Annotated in this window: 10 protein-coding genes; 6 read left to right on the top strand and 4 right to left on the bottom strand. The window is 68.5% G+C overall.

Translation table 11 applies throughout. The features are described from left to right. Positions 1 to 13 precede the first annotated feature (13 nt). Together D0C15_RS01045 and D0C15_RS01040 are read left to right on the top strand one after the other, a co-directional pair. A complete protein-coding gene (locus tag D0C15_RS01045) occupies positions 14 to 850 on the top strand; it encodes a peptidoglycan-binding domain-containing protein (RefSeq protein ID WP_116040581.1) in 837 nt (278 codons plus the stop codon). 143 nt (positions 851 to 993) lie between these two features. Then, a complete protein-coding gene (locus tag D0C15_RS01040) occupies positions 994 to 2,265 on the top strand; it encodes an MFS transporter (RefSeq protein WP_116040504.1) in 1,272 nt (423 codons plus the stop codon). Positions 2,266 to 2,302: 37 nt separating this feature from the next. Here the strand turns inward: D0C15_RS01040 and D0C15_RS01035 are convergent, their stop codons facing one another. Beyond that, positions 2,303 to 2,506, bottom strand: a complete 204-nt coding sequence (locus D0C15_RS01035; protein WP_116040503.1) for a hypothetical protein — start codon at positions 2,504 to 2,506, stop codon at positions 2,303 to 2,305. 133 nt (positions 2,507 to 2,639) lie between these two features. Between D0C15_RS01035 and D0C15_RS01030 the strand changes: the two genes are divergently transcribed. After that, complete coding sequence (locus tag D0C15_RS01030; protein ID WP_245975503.1) at positions 2,640 to 4,001, top strand: sensor domain-containing diguanylate cyclase; 1,362 nt, start codon at positions 2,640 to 2,642, stop codon at positions 3,999 to 4,001. Between the two features lie 110 nt (positions 4,002 to 4,111). On the opposite strand, the gene D0C15_RS01025 is transcribed toward D0C15_RS01030, so the two are convergent. Beyond that, positions 4,112 to 5,629: a flavin-containing monooxygenase gene (locus tag D0C15_RS01025; protein WP_162829862.1), complete on the bottom strand. Its 1,518-nt coding sequence runs from the start codon at positions 5,627 to 5,629 to the stop codon at positions 4,112 to 4,114. A gap of 100 nt (positions 5,630 to 5,729) precedes the next feature. Continuing rightward, the gene (locus tag D0C15_RS01020) at positions 5,730 to 7,688 is read right to left on the bottom strand and encodes an ABC1 kinase family protein (protein WP_116040501.1); all 1,959 of its coding nucleotides are present in this window, start codon (positions 7,686 to 7,688) and stop codon (positions 5,730 to 5,732) included. A 400-nt stretch (positions 7,689 to 8,088) separates the two neighbouring features. Between D0C15_RS01020 and D0C15_RS01015 the strand changes: the two genes are divergently transcribed. Both D0C15_RS01015 and D0C15_RS01010 read left to right on the top strand, forming a co-directional pair. Beyond that, the gene (locus D0C15_RS01015) at positions 8,089 to 8,991 is read left to right on the top strand and encodes a sugar phosphate isomerase/epimerase family protein (RefSeq protein ID WP_162829861.1); all 903 of its coding nucleotides are present in this window, start codon (positions 8,089 to 8,091) and stop codon (positions 8,989 to 8,991) included. Positions 8,992 to 9,067: 76 nt separating this feature from the next. Further along, positions 9,068 to 10,267: a glycoside hydrolase family 76 protein gene (locus D0C15_RS01010; RefSeq protein ID WP_116040499.1), complete on the top strand. Its 1,200-nt coding sequence runs from the start codon at positions 9,068 to 9,070 to the stop codon at positions 10,265 to 10,267. A gap of 12 nt (positions 10,268 to 10,279) precedes the next feature. On the opposite strand, the gene D0C15_RS01005 is transcribed toward D0C15_RS01010, so the two are convergent. Continuing rightward, the gene (locus tag D0C15_RS01005; protein WP_116040498.1) at positions 10,280 to 11,158 is read right to left on the bottom strand and encodes an alpha/beta fold hydrolase; all 879 of its coding nucleotides are present in this window, start codon (positions 11,156 to 11,158) and stop codon (positions 10,280 to 10,282) included. A gap of 128 nt (positions 11,159 to 11,286) precedes the next feature. Between D0C15_RS01005 and D0C15_RS01000 the strand changes: the two genes are divergently transcribed. Then, positions 11,287 to 14,613 (top strand): ATP-binding protein, encoded by a 3,327-nt coding sequence (locus tag D0C15_RS01000; protein ID WP_245975502.1) that lies wholly within the window; start codon positions 11,287 to 11,289, stop codon positions 14,611 to 14,613. The last annotated feature ends 7 nt before the right edge of the window (positions 14,614 to 14,620 follow it).

The following is a 14,620-nucleotide window of genomic DNA, read 5'->3' as shown; positions in this document are numbered from 1 at the left end:
CAGAAGGCGTGGTCTGCGTACCAGGGCCGCCGTGCTGACGGCGGGAACCGCCATGGTGCTCTCCGTGGCCACGCCGGCCGTGGCCGAACGCGATGAAGCCGCGATGGCATTGCCATCGGCCAATATGGAGGCCGTGCTCAAGGCGGCACAGATCGATCCGCGCAGAGCCGACACCGCGCTGACCCCGGGCAGCAAGGCCAGCGTGTCGCTGGTGGAGGAAGCGCTGACCGCCAAGGGGCTGCTGGACGGAAAGTACGTCGATGGCCACTTCGGCACGGCGACCATCTCCGGGTATGCCGCCTACCAGCGCTCTCTCGGCTACACCGGCATCGACGCCTCCGGATTGCCGGGCCCTGCCTCACTGCGGAAGCTGGGCAGCCAGCGCTACACCGTCACCAACCTTGTGTCGGCGGGCAGCAGGATCACCTACCACGGTGCGACCATGAACACCCGTACCAAGGCGATGCTTGTGGCGGCCGAGGGGCTGCTGGGCAGGCAGCTGTCGGTGACGCAGGGTTCGTACAACCCGGGTGGCGTCGGTGGATCGGCGGGCACCCACGACGGTGGCGGTGCGTTGGATCTCTCGGTGCGGGGGATGAGTACGAGCACCCGGACGGATGTCGTCCGGAAGCTGCGCAACGTGGGTTTCGCGGCCTGGCTGCGCACCCCCGCCCAGGGCAACTGGGCCTATCACATCCACGCCATCGCCGTGAACGATCCGGATCAGTCATCCGCCGCACAGCACCAGGCAGGCGATTACTACCTCGGATACAACGGTCTCGCCAGCCGCGCCCGTGACGACGGCCCTCAGGTCACGAAGGTGACCTGGGAGGAGTACAGGCGCGGCTGATCCCGCCGCGCCGCCCCGGCCGACGCCGACGGTCCTCCTGCCTGGGGTCGGCGTCGGCTTCGGAATGCTGCGATACTCCAGATCCACCGGCGAGCGCTGCCGGTCATGGATGTTCCAGGCGGTGTCGGCCTGCGGAGGCGGGGATGGTCGTACCGGACCCACACCCGGCGAGGTTCCGCGAGGTGCTCGCGGTTGGGGAGTTCCGGTCGCTGTTCGCCGCCCAGCTGGTCACCGTGGTGGGGGACCAGTTGGCCAGGGTGGCGTTGTCGATCCTGGTTTTCGACCGGACGGGCTCGCCCGGGTGGGCGGCGACCGTGTACGCGGCGACGTTCCTGCCGGATCTGCTTGGCGGGCCACTGTTGTCGGGGCTGGCCGACCGGTACCCGAGACGCACCGTGCTGGTCGTCTCGGATCTTGCCAGGGTCGTTCTGGTGGGGTTGATGGCGGTACCGGGCATGCCGTTGCCGCTGGTTGGTGCCCTGCTCGTCGGCGTCCAGTTGCTCAACCCGCCGTGGAACGCCGCCAGGACGGCGCTGCTCACGCACGTCGTGTCCGGCCGCCAGTTCGTCAGCGCCATGGGGTTGTTGTCGATGGTCGTGCAGAGCGGGCAGGTCGTCGGGTTCGCCGGGGGAGGAGTGCTCGTGGCCTGGCTGGGGCCCAGCGGTGCGCTCGCGGCGGACGCCGCCAGCTTCGGGGTCTCTGCGCTGCTGTTGCTGACGGGCCTCAGGCCCAGGGCGGCGGCGGCACCGAGCACGGGAAGCTCGACCGGCGATGGGGCGTGGTGGCGTCTGGTGCGGGCGGGAGTCCGGCTCGTGTGGTCGGATCGGCGCCTGCGATCGCTGGTGGCGCTGGGTTGCGTTTCCGGCTTCTACATCGCGGGCGAGGCATTGGCCGCGCCGTATGCCGCGGAACTCGGAGGCGGTTCGGTGACCGTCGGCCTGCTGCTCGGTGCTTTCGCCACGGGAAGCGTGCTGGGTATGGCGCTGCTCGCCCGCGTACCCGAGGTGTACCGGCGAAGGCTGCTGACGCCGTTGCCGGTGCTGGCCTGCGCGGTGCTGCTCGGATGCGCGCCCGATCCAGGGCTGGCTGTGACGCTGCTGCTGTTCACGATCTCCGGGGTAGCCAGCGCGTACAACCTGGTTACCAGCACGGTGTTCGTCCAGCTCACACCGGACGCGCAGCGGGCGCAGGCGTTCGGTCTCGCGATCACCGCACTGCGGGTGTCCCAGGGTGCGGGGGTGGTGCTGGCCGGTCTCGTGGCCGAACGTCTCGCCCCGCATCTCGTGATCGCGACCGCGGGAGCACTTGGCACCGTGGCGGCGACGGCCGCCGCCGGTGCATGGCACCGCGCGGCCCTGGCCCCCGGCCCCGACTCGACATCGGGACCGGCGACCGGTGGGGCGGGTCAGTCGTGAAGTGACGGATCGCGTCCGCGTCGCTGATCGCGAACGGTCAGAAGCGGGTCCAGTCGGTCGGGCGCTGCGGAGCGGGGCGGCTCCAGTCGGTGGGCAGCGAACGAACGGTCCAGTCGGTGGGCAAGGAACGGACCGACCAGTCCGTGGGGCATGACCTCGTCCAGTCGGTCGGGCGCTGGGTACGGCGCCGCCCGCCGGTGGACAGACCGCTCTGCAGGGCGCGGATGTTGAAGTTCGACATGGTTACCTCCGGTGGTGTCGGCACAGTGTGCGGGTCGTCGGCGATGAGCCGTCCGGCCTAGTGACACACCGCGTCTGGGCGATTACGATGGCCATCCTCTCGCTGGAGCTACCCGGGGGAGAAGGTGCTACGCATGGGATTGTCCAAGGTCCGAAGGCGAATACACAGTTCACCGGACCGACAGTTGCGTTTCAATCTGCGGGACTGGCCTGTGCGGCGGTTGTCCCGGCCCGTGCTGGTGCTGCTTGTGGCGGTCGAGATCGCCGCGCTCGTCGCTGTCGCGGCAACGGTGACACTGGTGCCGGTAACGGGGCAGGCGCTTTTGTGGTGCGCCCTGATTCTCGTCGCGGAGGTCGTCCATCTCGAGGCAGCACAGGGCATAGAACGGATCCGGGAGCTCGGAGCCGAGGGCCATCCGCATATGCACCTGCAGTCGATCTGGATCTTCGCCGGCCTGCTGCTGTTGCCGCCCCCGCTGGCCGTCGTGGTGATCGTCGTCAGTTACACGCACTCCTGGCTGCGCGTGTACCGGCGCCGGGGTGTGGCGCATCGCAAGGTGTACTCGGCCGCCACCGTCGTGCTGGCCTGCACGGCGGCGGGCGCGGTGCTGCATCTCGGTACCGGCGGGTGGCTCGCTCCCTACATGCCCCATGTCGACGGATTCGGCGGCATGATCACCCTGCTGCTGGCCGGTGCGGTGTATTTCGGGGTCAACTACGTCCTGGTGGTCTTCATGATCATCATCGCCAATCCGGACAAGCCCGGCCGCAACGCGCTCGGTAATCCGTCCGACGTGCTGATCGTGCTCGCCGCCGTCGGGATCGGCTGCGGGATCGCCCTCGTCGTGACCTTGCGGCCCTGGTTGCTGCCCGTCCTGATGATCACTCCGGTGGCGCTGCACCTGGGTCTGTTGTTGCCCCAGTTCCAGTTGGCCGCGAGAAGCGACTCCAAGACCGGGATCCTCGCACCTGAGTTCTGGTCCGAACTCACCCGCAGGGAACTGGTGCGAGCCGAGCGAATCCAGTCGACGGCAGGCGTGCTGATGATCGACATCGATCACTTCAAGGCGGTCGACGACGGCAACGGGCACCTCGCGGGCGACGAGGTGCTTCGCGCGATCGCCGGCGCGGTTCAGGGCTCGGTGCGGGCCGGCGACTACGTCGGACGCTACGGCGGTGACGAGTTCGTAGCACTCCTTCCCGGGGTAGGCAGGGAGGAGCTCGTGGCCGTCGCCAATCGCATCAACGCGGGTATCGGCGCCCTCGAGGTTTCCGTCCCCGTCGTCACATCGGGAAAGCCGCCCACGGTCAGCGGGCTCACCGCCTCCATCGGTGCGGCCCTCTACCCCGATACGGCCACCGAATACACCACCTTGCTGCACGCCGCGGACGAAGCCACATATACGGCGAAGAAGAGCGGCCGGAACCGGGTCGTCCTGGCTCCATCGGGAGCACTCGGCGTCCACATCCCCGCCCAGGTGACCGCTGAGCCCTGAACGTGCGGGGGGCACAGCGGCAGCCGGCCAGTCGGGGGGCTTCCTGGCCGGCTACCGCCACGTCGGTAGAGAGAGGATCGCCGCGCGGGAATGACGCCTGGGATCCCGGTTCACCCGGTCGTGTTACGGACGGGGCTGCGTTCTCCGGTCCGGAAGCGCATCGCTTCGTCGGCGACACTGCCGTGGCGAAGCGTGACGACGTCGCGGAGGTAGTTCATCCGCAGTTTCCACGGTGCCTCGGCGCCCTGCTTGGGGAACTTGTCGAGCGATCGCAGTACGTACCCCGCCGCGAAGTCGAGGAACGGCTCCTCCTCGACCCGCGGATCCCGTTCGGGAACGCACTCGTCGTACCCGTGCTCGTCCATATGCGTGAGCAGCCGGCTGATGTACTCGCTGACCAGATCGGCCTTCAGCGTCCACGACGCGTTCGTGTAGCCGATTGTGTAAGCGAAGTTGGGCACCCCGGAGAGCATCATCCCCTTGTAGGCCATCGTGTCGGGCAGGTGCACCTCGTCGCCGTCCACCGCGAGCCGGATGCCGCCGAACACCAGCAGATTCAGCCCCGTCGCGGTGACGATGACGTCGGCGTCGAGCTGGTCGCCGGATCGCAGCCGGATGCCGGTCTCGGTGACGGCTTCGATGTTGTCGGTCACCACGGATGCCGCACCACGGCGGATGGCCTTGAAGAGATCACCGTCGGGCACCAGGCACAGTCGCTGGTCCCACGGGTTGTACCGCGGCTTGAAGTGGACGTCCACGGGATAGTCCTTGGGCAGTTGCGCGATGGCGAGTCTGCGCAACAGGGCCTTGACCAGTCCGGGGCGGGACTTGCTCAGCTGGAACACCGCGGTCTGCGTCAGGACGTTCTTCCAGCGGGAGATTCGGTAGGCGAGCGGAGAGGGGAGGATCTTCCGGAAGAGGTTCGCGACGACATCGACACCCGGCTGCGCGATGATGTAGGTCGGTGAGCGCTGCAGCATCGTCACGTGCTCGGCGTCGGGTGCCATCGCGGGCACCAGGGTCACCGCGGTCGCGCCGCTGCCGATGACCACGACGCGCTTGCCCGCGTAGTCCAGGTCGGTGGGCCAGTGCTGCGGGTGCACGACCGTACCGGCGAAACGGTCGACGCCGGGGATGTCGGGGGTGTACCCCTCGTCGTAGCGGTAGTAGCCGCTGCAGCAGAACAGGAACCGGCAGGTCATGGTGACCGTTTCGCCGGTGTCCGTCCGCTCGACGGTCACGGTCCACCTGCGCTGCCCACTGGAGTAGTCGGCATGTACGACGCGATGGTGGAACCGGACCAGTGAGTCGACGCGGTGTTCTCGCGCGGTCTCGTGCACGTAGTTCAGAATGGCGGGACCGTCCGCGATGGCCTTCTGGTCCTCCCACGGCTTGAAGCGGTAGCCGAGGGTGAACATGTCGGAGTCGGAGCGGATGCCCGGGTAGCGGAAGAGGTCCCAGGTGCCACCGATCGTGGCCCTGGCCTCCAGGATCGCGATGCTGGAGCCGGGCCGGTCACGGCGCAACCGGCAGGCCGCGCCGATGCCGGAGAGCCCGGCCCCGATGATCAGCACGTCCACGTGTTCGACCTGGTCAGTGGGCCCGGCACCGTCTCCGTGGGGCGTCATTACCATCCTCCAGACATACCGGCGGTCTTGAATGTATTTGCCGTCATCATGCCATCCACTCCGATCGTGCGACAGCGTCAGGCTGGCAACACCGGCGTTCTCAGGCTGAACGGCGTTGCTGGGTGCGAAACACCACGAACAGCAGTCGCAGACCAACCAGCGCGCTGACCATGAGCAGGTTGTAACCGAGAAGCTGGTGCAGGCTCAGGTCGGGTAGCAGGGCCGGGCCGCCCGCGCCGGTCAGCAGCAGCACGGCCATCAGTCCGGTCGCGGCTCCGACGAAGGTCAGCAGCACCTCGTGCAGCCACCCGGTCAGCAGGACGCGGTCGCGTTCGTCGGCGAAGAGCCGGACATTGACCGAGAGCCGTCCCTGCTCGAGCGCGCCACCGATGCGGTCGATGCGGCGGGGCAGCCTGCGCAGCACCGGCAGCATGGCCAGTAGTTCGTCGGTCGCGGCCCGTCGTACCGAGTCCGGTCGCATTCGTTCGCCCAGCTGCGCCGCGGCGAAGGCGCGGGATTCGGCGACGATGTTGAAGCCGGGGGCGAGCAGGGCCAGTGTTCCCTCCATGGTGGCCAGTGCGCGGAACACCGCGGCGATCGGAGCGGGTACCGAAAGCCGGAACCCGGCGACGACCCGGAAAAGATCGGTGAACAGGTCCATGTCCGGCGCCTCACCATGGGTGAAGTGCTTGGCGACGAGCGCACCGAGTGCCCGTTCCAGTCGTTGCTCGTCGATCTCGTCGGGACGGTCCACGATCTCCAGCAGCCCGTCCCGCAGCGCGGCGGGATCGCCACGATCCACGGCGAGAAACAGGGTGTGCAACCCCTCCCGCAACCCGGAGTCGAGCCTGCCCACCGAGCCGAAGTCGAGTAGGCCGAGTCCGCCTTCGGCGAGGAGCAGGACGTTTCCGGGATGCGGGTCGGCGTGGAACACGCCTTGGAGGAGTACCTGACGCAGCACACAGTCCAGCAGCTCTCGCGCCGCGGCGGTGCGGGCCTGGCCGTCACCCGGAATCGTCGCGGTACCGAGCGAGACCCCGTCGAGGCGATGCATCACCAGCACCCGCTCCTTCGAGAGTCGCGAGTGGACAGTGGGCAGGCGAACCGAACCGGAGCCCGCCGCGGCCACCGCCGAGATGTTGCGCGCCTCGACCCGGAAGTCGAGCTCCTCGACGAGTGCTACCGCGAACCCCTCGGCCAAGTCGACCACCCCGAGACCACGTGCCCAGGTGGTTCGGTGATCCAGGGTCCGCGCCAGGCGCCGGACGATGTCGAGGTCCCGTTCCACGAGCTTGCGCACACCGGGCCGCTGCACCTTCACCACGACGTCCTCGCCGCTGTGCAGTCGTGCGCGGTACACGTGTGCGATCGAAGCCGCGGCGATCGGCTCGGCATCGAACTCGGCGAAAACCTCGTCCGGCCCCGCCCCGAGTTCGTCGCGCAGTACCTGCTCGATCTCGCCGGGATCGGCGTGTGCGACCTGGTCCTGCAGACCGCTCAGTTCGTCGATGAACTCGGGCGGGAGCAGATCGGGCCGGGTGGACAACACCTGGCCGAGTTTGACGAACGTGACCCCGCCTTCCTCGAGAGCGTGGCGCAGCGCCTTGGCGAGTTTGGCCTTGCGAAGGCCGTCCGTTTCCGCATCGCGCCTGCCCGTGAGGTACCTGCCGAGTCCGTGCCGCACGGCGATCGCGGTGATCTGGGAGTACCTGCGGGTGCGAGCCATCCGATTGCGAAGTGAGCGCAGTCGCGCGAGCGGCCCGAGGCCCGCACCGCTCGGGAAGGCCATCTCCGCGACGAGCAGGAACACCAGTGTCGCCAGGAAGGAAGCGCCCGCGACCGGGATCAGCAGGCCGAGAGCCAGCGCCGGGTCCTGGTCGGGGCCGAGGGGTAGTGCCGTGATCACGAACCCCGCGACGGTCCAGCCGAACAACGCCCCGGCGAGGGCGCGGAGGGTCCCGATGGGAACTCCGAGTACGCGGCGGGACGCGACGACGAGTGGCCACAACATCACCAGGTAAAGCGGCAGGCTCAGCAATCCGAGCAGAAGCGACGACATAGGCAGATCAGATCATGTCGGCGCACCCGATGGTTCCCTCTTGGGCGGGATTCCGCCGGACAGCCAGGGGACCACGCCACCGCACCCCCCGGTCGCACTTTCCCGGGAAAGCGCGCCCCACCGCCTCGCACTTTCCCGGGAAAGTGCGACCGGGGGTGGGGGCCAAACCCACACACCGATCCGCACTTTCCCGGGAAAGCGCGGATCGGTGATGAGCGGCGTCGGATCCGGTGGGCGTCGCTGTCACAGCGGCATTTGCCGGACCCGTGTGCCGCCGTCCGGCTCAACATCCCGGACAGCAAAGCGGTCAGGCGAACCCTGGGCAGGGCGAAAACCTTGCTTGCGCGGTGGTGGGCAATTAACGTGCGCCACACTGCCTTCTGATGATGGGAAGCAAAAGATGGATTTTGACACACAGAAGCCTTCGCGTCGTCGACTCCTGCAGGGGATCGGTGTCGCGACAGCCGCCGGCTTGGCTTCGGTGGCCGCTTCCTCGGCGCTGCCCGCGGGCGCGGACGTCCGCGGAGCGCGGCCGGTGCCCCCAGGCAAGATCGGATTCGGTCTGTACTCGGTCCGATCGATGCTGGCGGAGGACCCGGAGGCGACGCTCGCGATGCTGGCCGAGGCGGGATACGCGGAGATCGAGCCCGCGTACGACTACGGCAATCGCACGCCCGCACAGTTCCGGCGCATCGCCGACGACAACGGCCTACGGGTCATCGGAAGTCATCACAATCCCAGTGATTTCCGCGGTGATCTCGCCGGGCCCACGCTCGACCGAGCGGCGACCCTCGGACAGCAGTACGTCGGCGTGTCCTATATGGACGGCGCGGAGACAGCGGCCGGATACCGCCGGATGGCCGAGGAGATGAACCAGTGGGGCGAGGCGGCGCGCGCCCGTGGGCTGCGCTGGTACGCACACCTGCACGACAACGAGTTCGCTCGCGACAAGGAAACAGGGGAGAGGCTGTTCGACATCTGGTTGGAACACACCGATCCCGATCTCGTGTGGTTCGAGATGGACCTCTACTGGATTCTTCGCGCCGGCGTGGACCCGGGACCGTATCTGGACGCTCACGAGAAGCGTTTCCCCTTGCTGCACCTCAAGGACGGCACTCCCACCGAAGGAATCGAAACCGATCTCGGTGACGGCACGATCGACTTCACTGAGATTCTCTCGCACCTGCGGCATCTGGGATCGCACCACTTCATCATCGAGCGGGACCAGCAACCGCATCCGGTGCGTACGGCGACAGTATCCTACGACTACCTCCGTGGCCTGCGGATCAGCCCGCTCCGGTAGCGAACCGCAAGTCCATAGAAGACAGCATCGTGGCCTGACTCCTTTGACGCAGCGCCGTTTTTACTGGGAGGACATCATGGAGCACGTTGAACGGACGATCTCGCGCCGCAGCCTGATCGCTGGCAGTGCGGCCGTCACGGCGGGCCTCGTCGCCGCGCCCGCAGCCCAGGCGAGTGGGCGGGCCGCGGGTTCGCAGGGTGGCGGGCACGGGGTGTACGCGCAGCGAGCGCAGGAGTCCTACGCGGCACTGCAACGTTACTTCTACGATCCGGCGCACTCTCTCTATCTGGAAGAATATCCGCGCAGCGGCGGTAATCCGTGGTCCTATGTGTGGCCGTTCTCCCAAGCCATGATCGCCACACAGGTCATGGCCGGCATTCCCGTTGTCGGCGACAGATTCACCGGTGCTGTCGCCGACCGGTACCGAGCGCTGGAGTTGTACTGGAACGGCGGAACGGAACCGCCCGGGTACGACTCGTACGTACGGCCGCCGCTGGGACACGGCGGCGACAAGTTCTACGACGACAACGAGTGGAACGCGCTCGGTCTGATCCAGCGGCACTACATGACAGATGGCGGCGACCAGGCGGCACTCGATCGGGCCGCGGAGATATTCGATCTCGTGGTGTTCGGGTGGGACACCGACCCGAACCATCCCTGTCCCGGTGGCGTCTTCTGGACTCAGGCCGACTGGAGCTCCGATCGCAACACGGTCTCGAACGGTCCGGGGGCGGAGGTGGGTCTTCACCTCTACCTGATCACCGGTGACGAGTACTACCTCGACTGGGCATCGCGGATGTACGAGTGGGTGCGCGGCTGCCTGCTCGCGCCCAATGGCCTGTACTGGGACAACATCAGGCTCGACGGATCCATCTGGGAGGCGCAGTTCTCCTACAACCAGGGTGTGATGATCGGTGCCGGTGTCCTGCTGTATCGAGCCACCGGCGCGAAGCAGTACCTCGACCAGGCCCGTGCCACCGCGGCCGCCGCACTGTCGCACTACGCGGAGGACGAGCGCTATTTCACGCAGCCCGCACGATTCCACGCGATTCTGTTCAGCAACCTGCTCCAACTCGACGTGATCGTCCACGATCCCGCGTACCGGGCCGCGATGGATTGGTACGCCACGCGATCCAGGGACCGCTTCCTGGACACCGAGACCGGGCTGTATCGCTTCACCGGTAGCGATCCCGTGCAGTTGCTGGAACAGGCCGGCATGATCCGGATCGAGGGAATGCTCGCCTGGCGCTCACGGGACTACCCGAAACTCACCTGAGGCCGTCGGCGCCTACCTCGCGAGCAGATCGCGGAGGGCTTTGACGACCTCCGCTGGGCTTTCTTCAGCCATGAAGTGCCCACAGGAGACGGTGTCATGCCGCAGATCCGGGGCCCACGCCCGCCAGCGGGCGACGGCGTCGAAACCAAGCGCATTGCCCCAGTCCTGCTGCAGTACCGTCACCGGCATCGGCAATTGGTTACCCGCCTTCCGGTCGGCCTGGTCGTGTTCGACGTCGACTGTGGCCGACGCCCGGTAGTCGGCCACAATGGACGCAATCGCGTCGCGGGACGCGGTCAGGTAGGCGGCGCGGAACTCGTGGGGGATCGCGTTGGCATCGCCGGCCCAGGCGTCGAGGAAATGACCGAAGAACTCGTCCGCCGCGCCGCTGATCATGGCCTCGGGCAGCCCGGGCGGCTGCGCCATCAGATACAGGTGGAAGCCGACAACGGCCGAGGTCCCGTGCAGCACATCCCACATGTCGAGGGTCGGTAGCACGTCGAGAGAGGCCAGATGGGTGATCGTTTCGGGATGGTCGAGGCCCGCGCGGATGGCCACCAGAGCGCCCCGGTCGTGCCCGGCAAGCGCGAACCGATCATGCCCGAGGGCTCGGGCGAGGGCGACGATGTCGGCGGCCATGGTGCGCTTGGAGTAGGTGGCCGCCCCCGTGCTTGCCGGCTTGTCGCTGTCGCCGTAGCCACGCAGGTCGGGGCAGATGACCGTGTGGTCGGCCGCCAGGTCGACGGCGACATGCCGCCACATGAGGTGGGTCTGGGGGAAGCCGTGCAGTAGCACGACAGGACTACCCGTTCCGCCGACGGCGACGTTGAGGGCCACGTCGTCGGCGACGGTGACGCGGCGCTGGGTGAACCCGTTGATCTTCGGTGCCATTTCGGTTCGCGCTCCCTGTGTCAAGTGCCTGGATGTACCTGCCGCATTCTCGGTACGACCGATCAGCGCGCGGTCAGCGGCGGATCAGCCGCAGCGTTCGAAGCTTCTGCCGGATAGGTTGTCGGGGTGTGGACGACGTCGTGCCGGTGGTGACTTTCGGGGTGCTCGGCCCACTGGAGGTCGAGAACGAGCAGGGACCGATCGGTCTCAAGGGGCCGCGGCATCAGGCCGTCCTGGCCAGGTTGCTGATCGCCAAAGGAAGGGTCGTGCCGATCGCCAGGCTGATCGACGACCTGTGGGATGTGCCGCCGGAGGGCGCGGTCGGCGCGGTCCAGACCTTCGTCGGCGCCCTGCGTAAAGCCCTCGAACCTGACCGTCCGCCGCGTGCATCCGCACGCCTGCTGGTCACGGTGCAGCCCGGCTACGCGTTGCGGGCCGAGACGGGAAGCGTGGACGCTTGGCGGTTCGAGTCCGCGGTCGCCGCGTCCGCTCGCCTGCTCGCCGATGGCGGGGCGCAGCAAGCCCACACGGTCCTGGACGAGGCGCTCGCGCTCTGGCGGGGACCGGCGTTCGCGGAATTCGCCGAGCAGGAGTGGGCGCGGGTCGAGGCGGCCCGGCTCGAGGAACTTCGCCTGCTGGCTGTGGAACGCCGTGCCGAGGCCGCGTTGGCCCTCGGCCGCGCGGCCGAGTCCGTGCCCGATCTTCAGTCCCATGTCGCGGGTCATCCGCTGCGTGAGGACGGCTGGCGGCTGCTGGCGCTGGCGCTGTACCGAGCCGGGAGACAAGGTGATGCACTGCACACGTTGCGCCGCGCAAGGGATGTCCTGCGTGACGAACTCGGCGTGGATCCCGGCGAGAACCTGCGCCGGCTGGAATCGGACGTTCTCACCCAGGCGCCGCACCTCGGTGCCGACCCCGCTCCCGAACTCCGCGGCCCGCGCCCGGAGGCTCTCGGCGGGAGCGGGCCGCCCCAGCGCCCGTTCGTCGGCCGGGGCGGGGAACTGGCTGAACTGAGAGCCGCAGCGGCGGCCGTCGAGATCGCGCGACGTCCCCGGCTGGCCCTGCTGTCCGGGACCGCCGGCGCGGGTAAGACGGCATTCGCCGGTCACCTGTCCCGCCTGCTGGCCGCCGCGGGCTGGTGCACAGCATGGGGCGCGAGCCCGGAGCTCCCCGGCGCACCGGAGAACTGGCCCTGGACCCAACTGCGGCCGGATCTCGTTTCAGAACAACCGGCCGAGCTCGGTGCCACCACGGACGCCGGCGGTCCTGCCGTTGCTGATGATCCTGTCGCGGCACGCTTTCACCGGCATCGTGCGATCGCGTCCACTGTGGCCGCCGCCTCGGCGAACGGACCGGTCCTGCTGGTTTTCGATGATCTGCACTGGGCGGACGAGGACACACTCGCACTGCTGACCGCACTGGCCGCCGACACCGGCCTCGGCCCGGTGCTGATCGTCGGCACCTACCGGTCGACGGAGATCTCGCCCGCGCTGGCGGAGGCGTTGGGCCGAGCGGCCCGTGCGGAGCCGGTCAGGACCTACCTCGGCGGCCTCACCGAGCCCGAGGTACGGGAGCTGGCCGACGCAGTCACCTCCCGCGCGATACCCGCTGCCACCGCGCGGGTGATCCATGGGCGCAGCGGAGGAAACCCGTTCTTCGTGCGTGAGCTGGTACGGCTGTGGGAGGCGGAGGGGGACGACGCCCTCGGCGCTGTGCCGGCCGGAGTTCGGGACGTCATCCGGCGCCGCCTTGCCGGGCTCACCGAAACCGCGCGGACACACCTGCGGCAAGCCGCCGTGATCGGGCAGGAGGTCGACCTCGAGGTGCTGATCCGGCTGGCCGGCGCCGAGGACCTCGTCCTGGAGTCCATCGAGTCCGCGCTGCTCACGGGCTTGCTTGTCGAGCAGGATGCCGATCGGTGCCGGTTCGCGCACGCGCTGGTGCGCGAGACCCTCTACGAGGACGTCGCTCGTGCCCGCCGAGCGCGCTGGCACGCCAAGGCCGGTGAGCTGATCGAGATGCTGCGGCCGGGGGACGTGGAGGCGATCGCCGAACACTTCGTGCGTGCAGAGGGCAGGGCCGCGGGCACTCGTACCGCGCACTACACGCGGATGTCGGCCGAACGAGCAGAGCAGCGGTCCGCACCGCACCAGGCCGCGCGACTGTGGCGAGAGACAGTCGCGGCCCTCGACCGGGCGGGAAGCGGCGAGAACAGAAGCCGGCTGGTGGCGGTCACCGGTCTGGTTCGTGCCGTGGCCGTGATCGGAGACCTTCCGCGGGCGCGGAAGTACCGCGACGAGGCGATCACGATGGCGGAGACCATCGGAGATGCGGTCCTCACCGCCGGCGTGCTCGGATCCTTCGACGTCCCCGCGATCTGGACGGCCAACGACGACGAGGCGTTGTCCGCCCGGATCGTGTCGGCGGCCGAGCGCGCGCTCGCCGAGTTGCCCGCCGGTCACGAAGCCGAACGTGCCCGGCTGTTGATCACCATCGCGATGGAGCGGCGCGGCGACACAGGCCAGCGGGGCGAGCAGGCGGCACGCGAGGCCGAGGTCATCGCCCGCCGTCGTGACGACCCGAGACTGCTGGCGTTCGCGCTCAACGCACGCTATATGCATTCCTTTCATCGATCGGGTCTCGCACCGCAACGGGCCGCGATCGGCGAGGAACTACTCGGACTGGCCACCGGCAACAGATCTCTGGTGACGTTCGAGGTACTCGGGCACCTGATTCTCATCCAGGCCAGCACCGCACTCGCCGATCTCGGGGAAGCGGATCGACACGCCGCCGCGGCCGATCTTCTCGCCGAACGTCACGAGCTTGCGCTCGTCGGAGTGTTCACCGAATGGTATGCCGCGCTCCGGCTGGCCATAACCGGTCATACCGATGCGGCGCGGCGCGCATACCAGGCCGCGGACAGCCGGCTCGCAGGCAGTGGAATGCCCGGACTGGCGGACGGGATACTCCCGTTCGCCCTGCTCGGCCTGCGAGCACCCGATGTGACCGCGGCTGGTCTCGAGGACGCCGACTGGGGTCCGTACGAGGCCTGGTCCCGCCCGCTTGTCCTGCTCGCACAGGGAAACCGTGCTCGGGCACTCGCCGCGACGAACGCCATTGCGGAGTCGCCGCGCGATCTGCTCATGGAGGCACGCCTGTGCGTCCACTCGAGACTGGCGATCGAGACAGCCGACCGATCAACGATGCGACGGCTCTACGCTGAACTGCTCCCCGCTTCCGGAGAGCTCGCCGGGGCAGGCAGCGGGCTGCTCACCCTCGGCCCCACCGCGCACCATCTCGGCCGTCTGGCCGTCGCGCTCGGCCGGCCGGACCGTGCCGCGCGACATTTCCGGCAGGCGTGGGCGATCGCGCAGCGGGCGCGGGCTCCGCACTGGGCCCGCGCCGCCGCCGAAGCGTTGAGCCGTCTCGGTGATCAGCCCGAGGGCAGGGGCTGATCGGCCG

This window comes from Amycolatopsis palatopharyngis (assembly GCF_003385185.1).
Taxonomy (GTDB): domain Bacteria; phylum Actinomycetota; class Actinomycetes; order Mycobacteriales; family Pseudonocardiaceae; genus Amycolatopsis; species Amycolatopsis palatopharyngis.
This window is presented reverse-complemented; position numbering and strand designations above follow the sequence as displayed.

What these genes read in the sequence shown, in the direction of transcription:
- D0C15_RS01040 (WP_116040504.1), top strand. Translation starts at nt 994, where the DNA reads ATGGTCGTACCGGACCCACACCCGGCGAGGTTCCGCGAGGTGCTCGCG.
- D0C15_RS01035 (WP_116040503.1), bottom strand. Translation starts at nt 2,506, where the DNA reads ATGTCGAACTTCAACATCCGCGCCCTGCAGAGCGGTCTGTCCACCGGC.
- D0C15_RS01030 (WP_245975503.1), top strand. Translation starts at nt 2,640, where the DNA reads ATGGGATTGTCCAAGGTCCGAAGGCGAATACACAGTTCACCGGACCGA.
- D0C15_RS01025 (WP_162829862.1), bottom strand. Translation starts at nt 5,629, where the DNA reads ATGACGCCCCACGGAGACGGTGCCGGGCCCACTGACCAGGTCGAACAC.
- D0C15_RS01020 (WP_116040501.1), bottom strand. Translation starts at nt 7,688, where the DNA reads ATGTCGTCGCTTCTGCTCGGATTGCTGAGCCTGCCGCTTTACCTGGTG.
- D0C15_RS01015 (WP_162829861.1), top strand. Translation starts at nt 8,089, where the DNA reads ATGGATTTTGACACACAGAAGCCTTCGCGTCGTCGACTCCTGCAGGGG.
- D0C15_RS01010 (WP_116040499.1), top strand. Translation starts at nt 9,068, where the DNA reads ATGGAGCACGTTGAACGGACGATCTCGCGCCGCAGCCTGATCGCTGGC.
- D0C15_RS01005 (WP_116040498.1), bottom strand. Translation starts at nt 11,158, where the DNA reads ATGGCACCGAAGATCAACGGGTTCACCCAGCGCCGCGTCACCGTCGCC.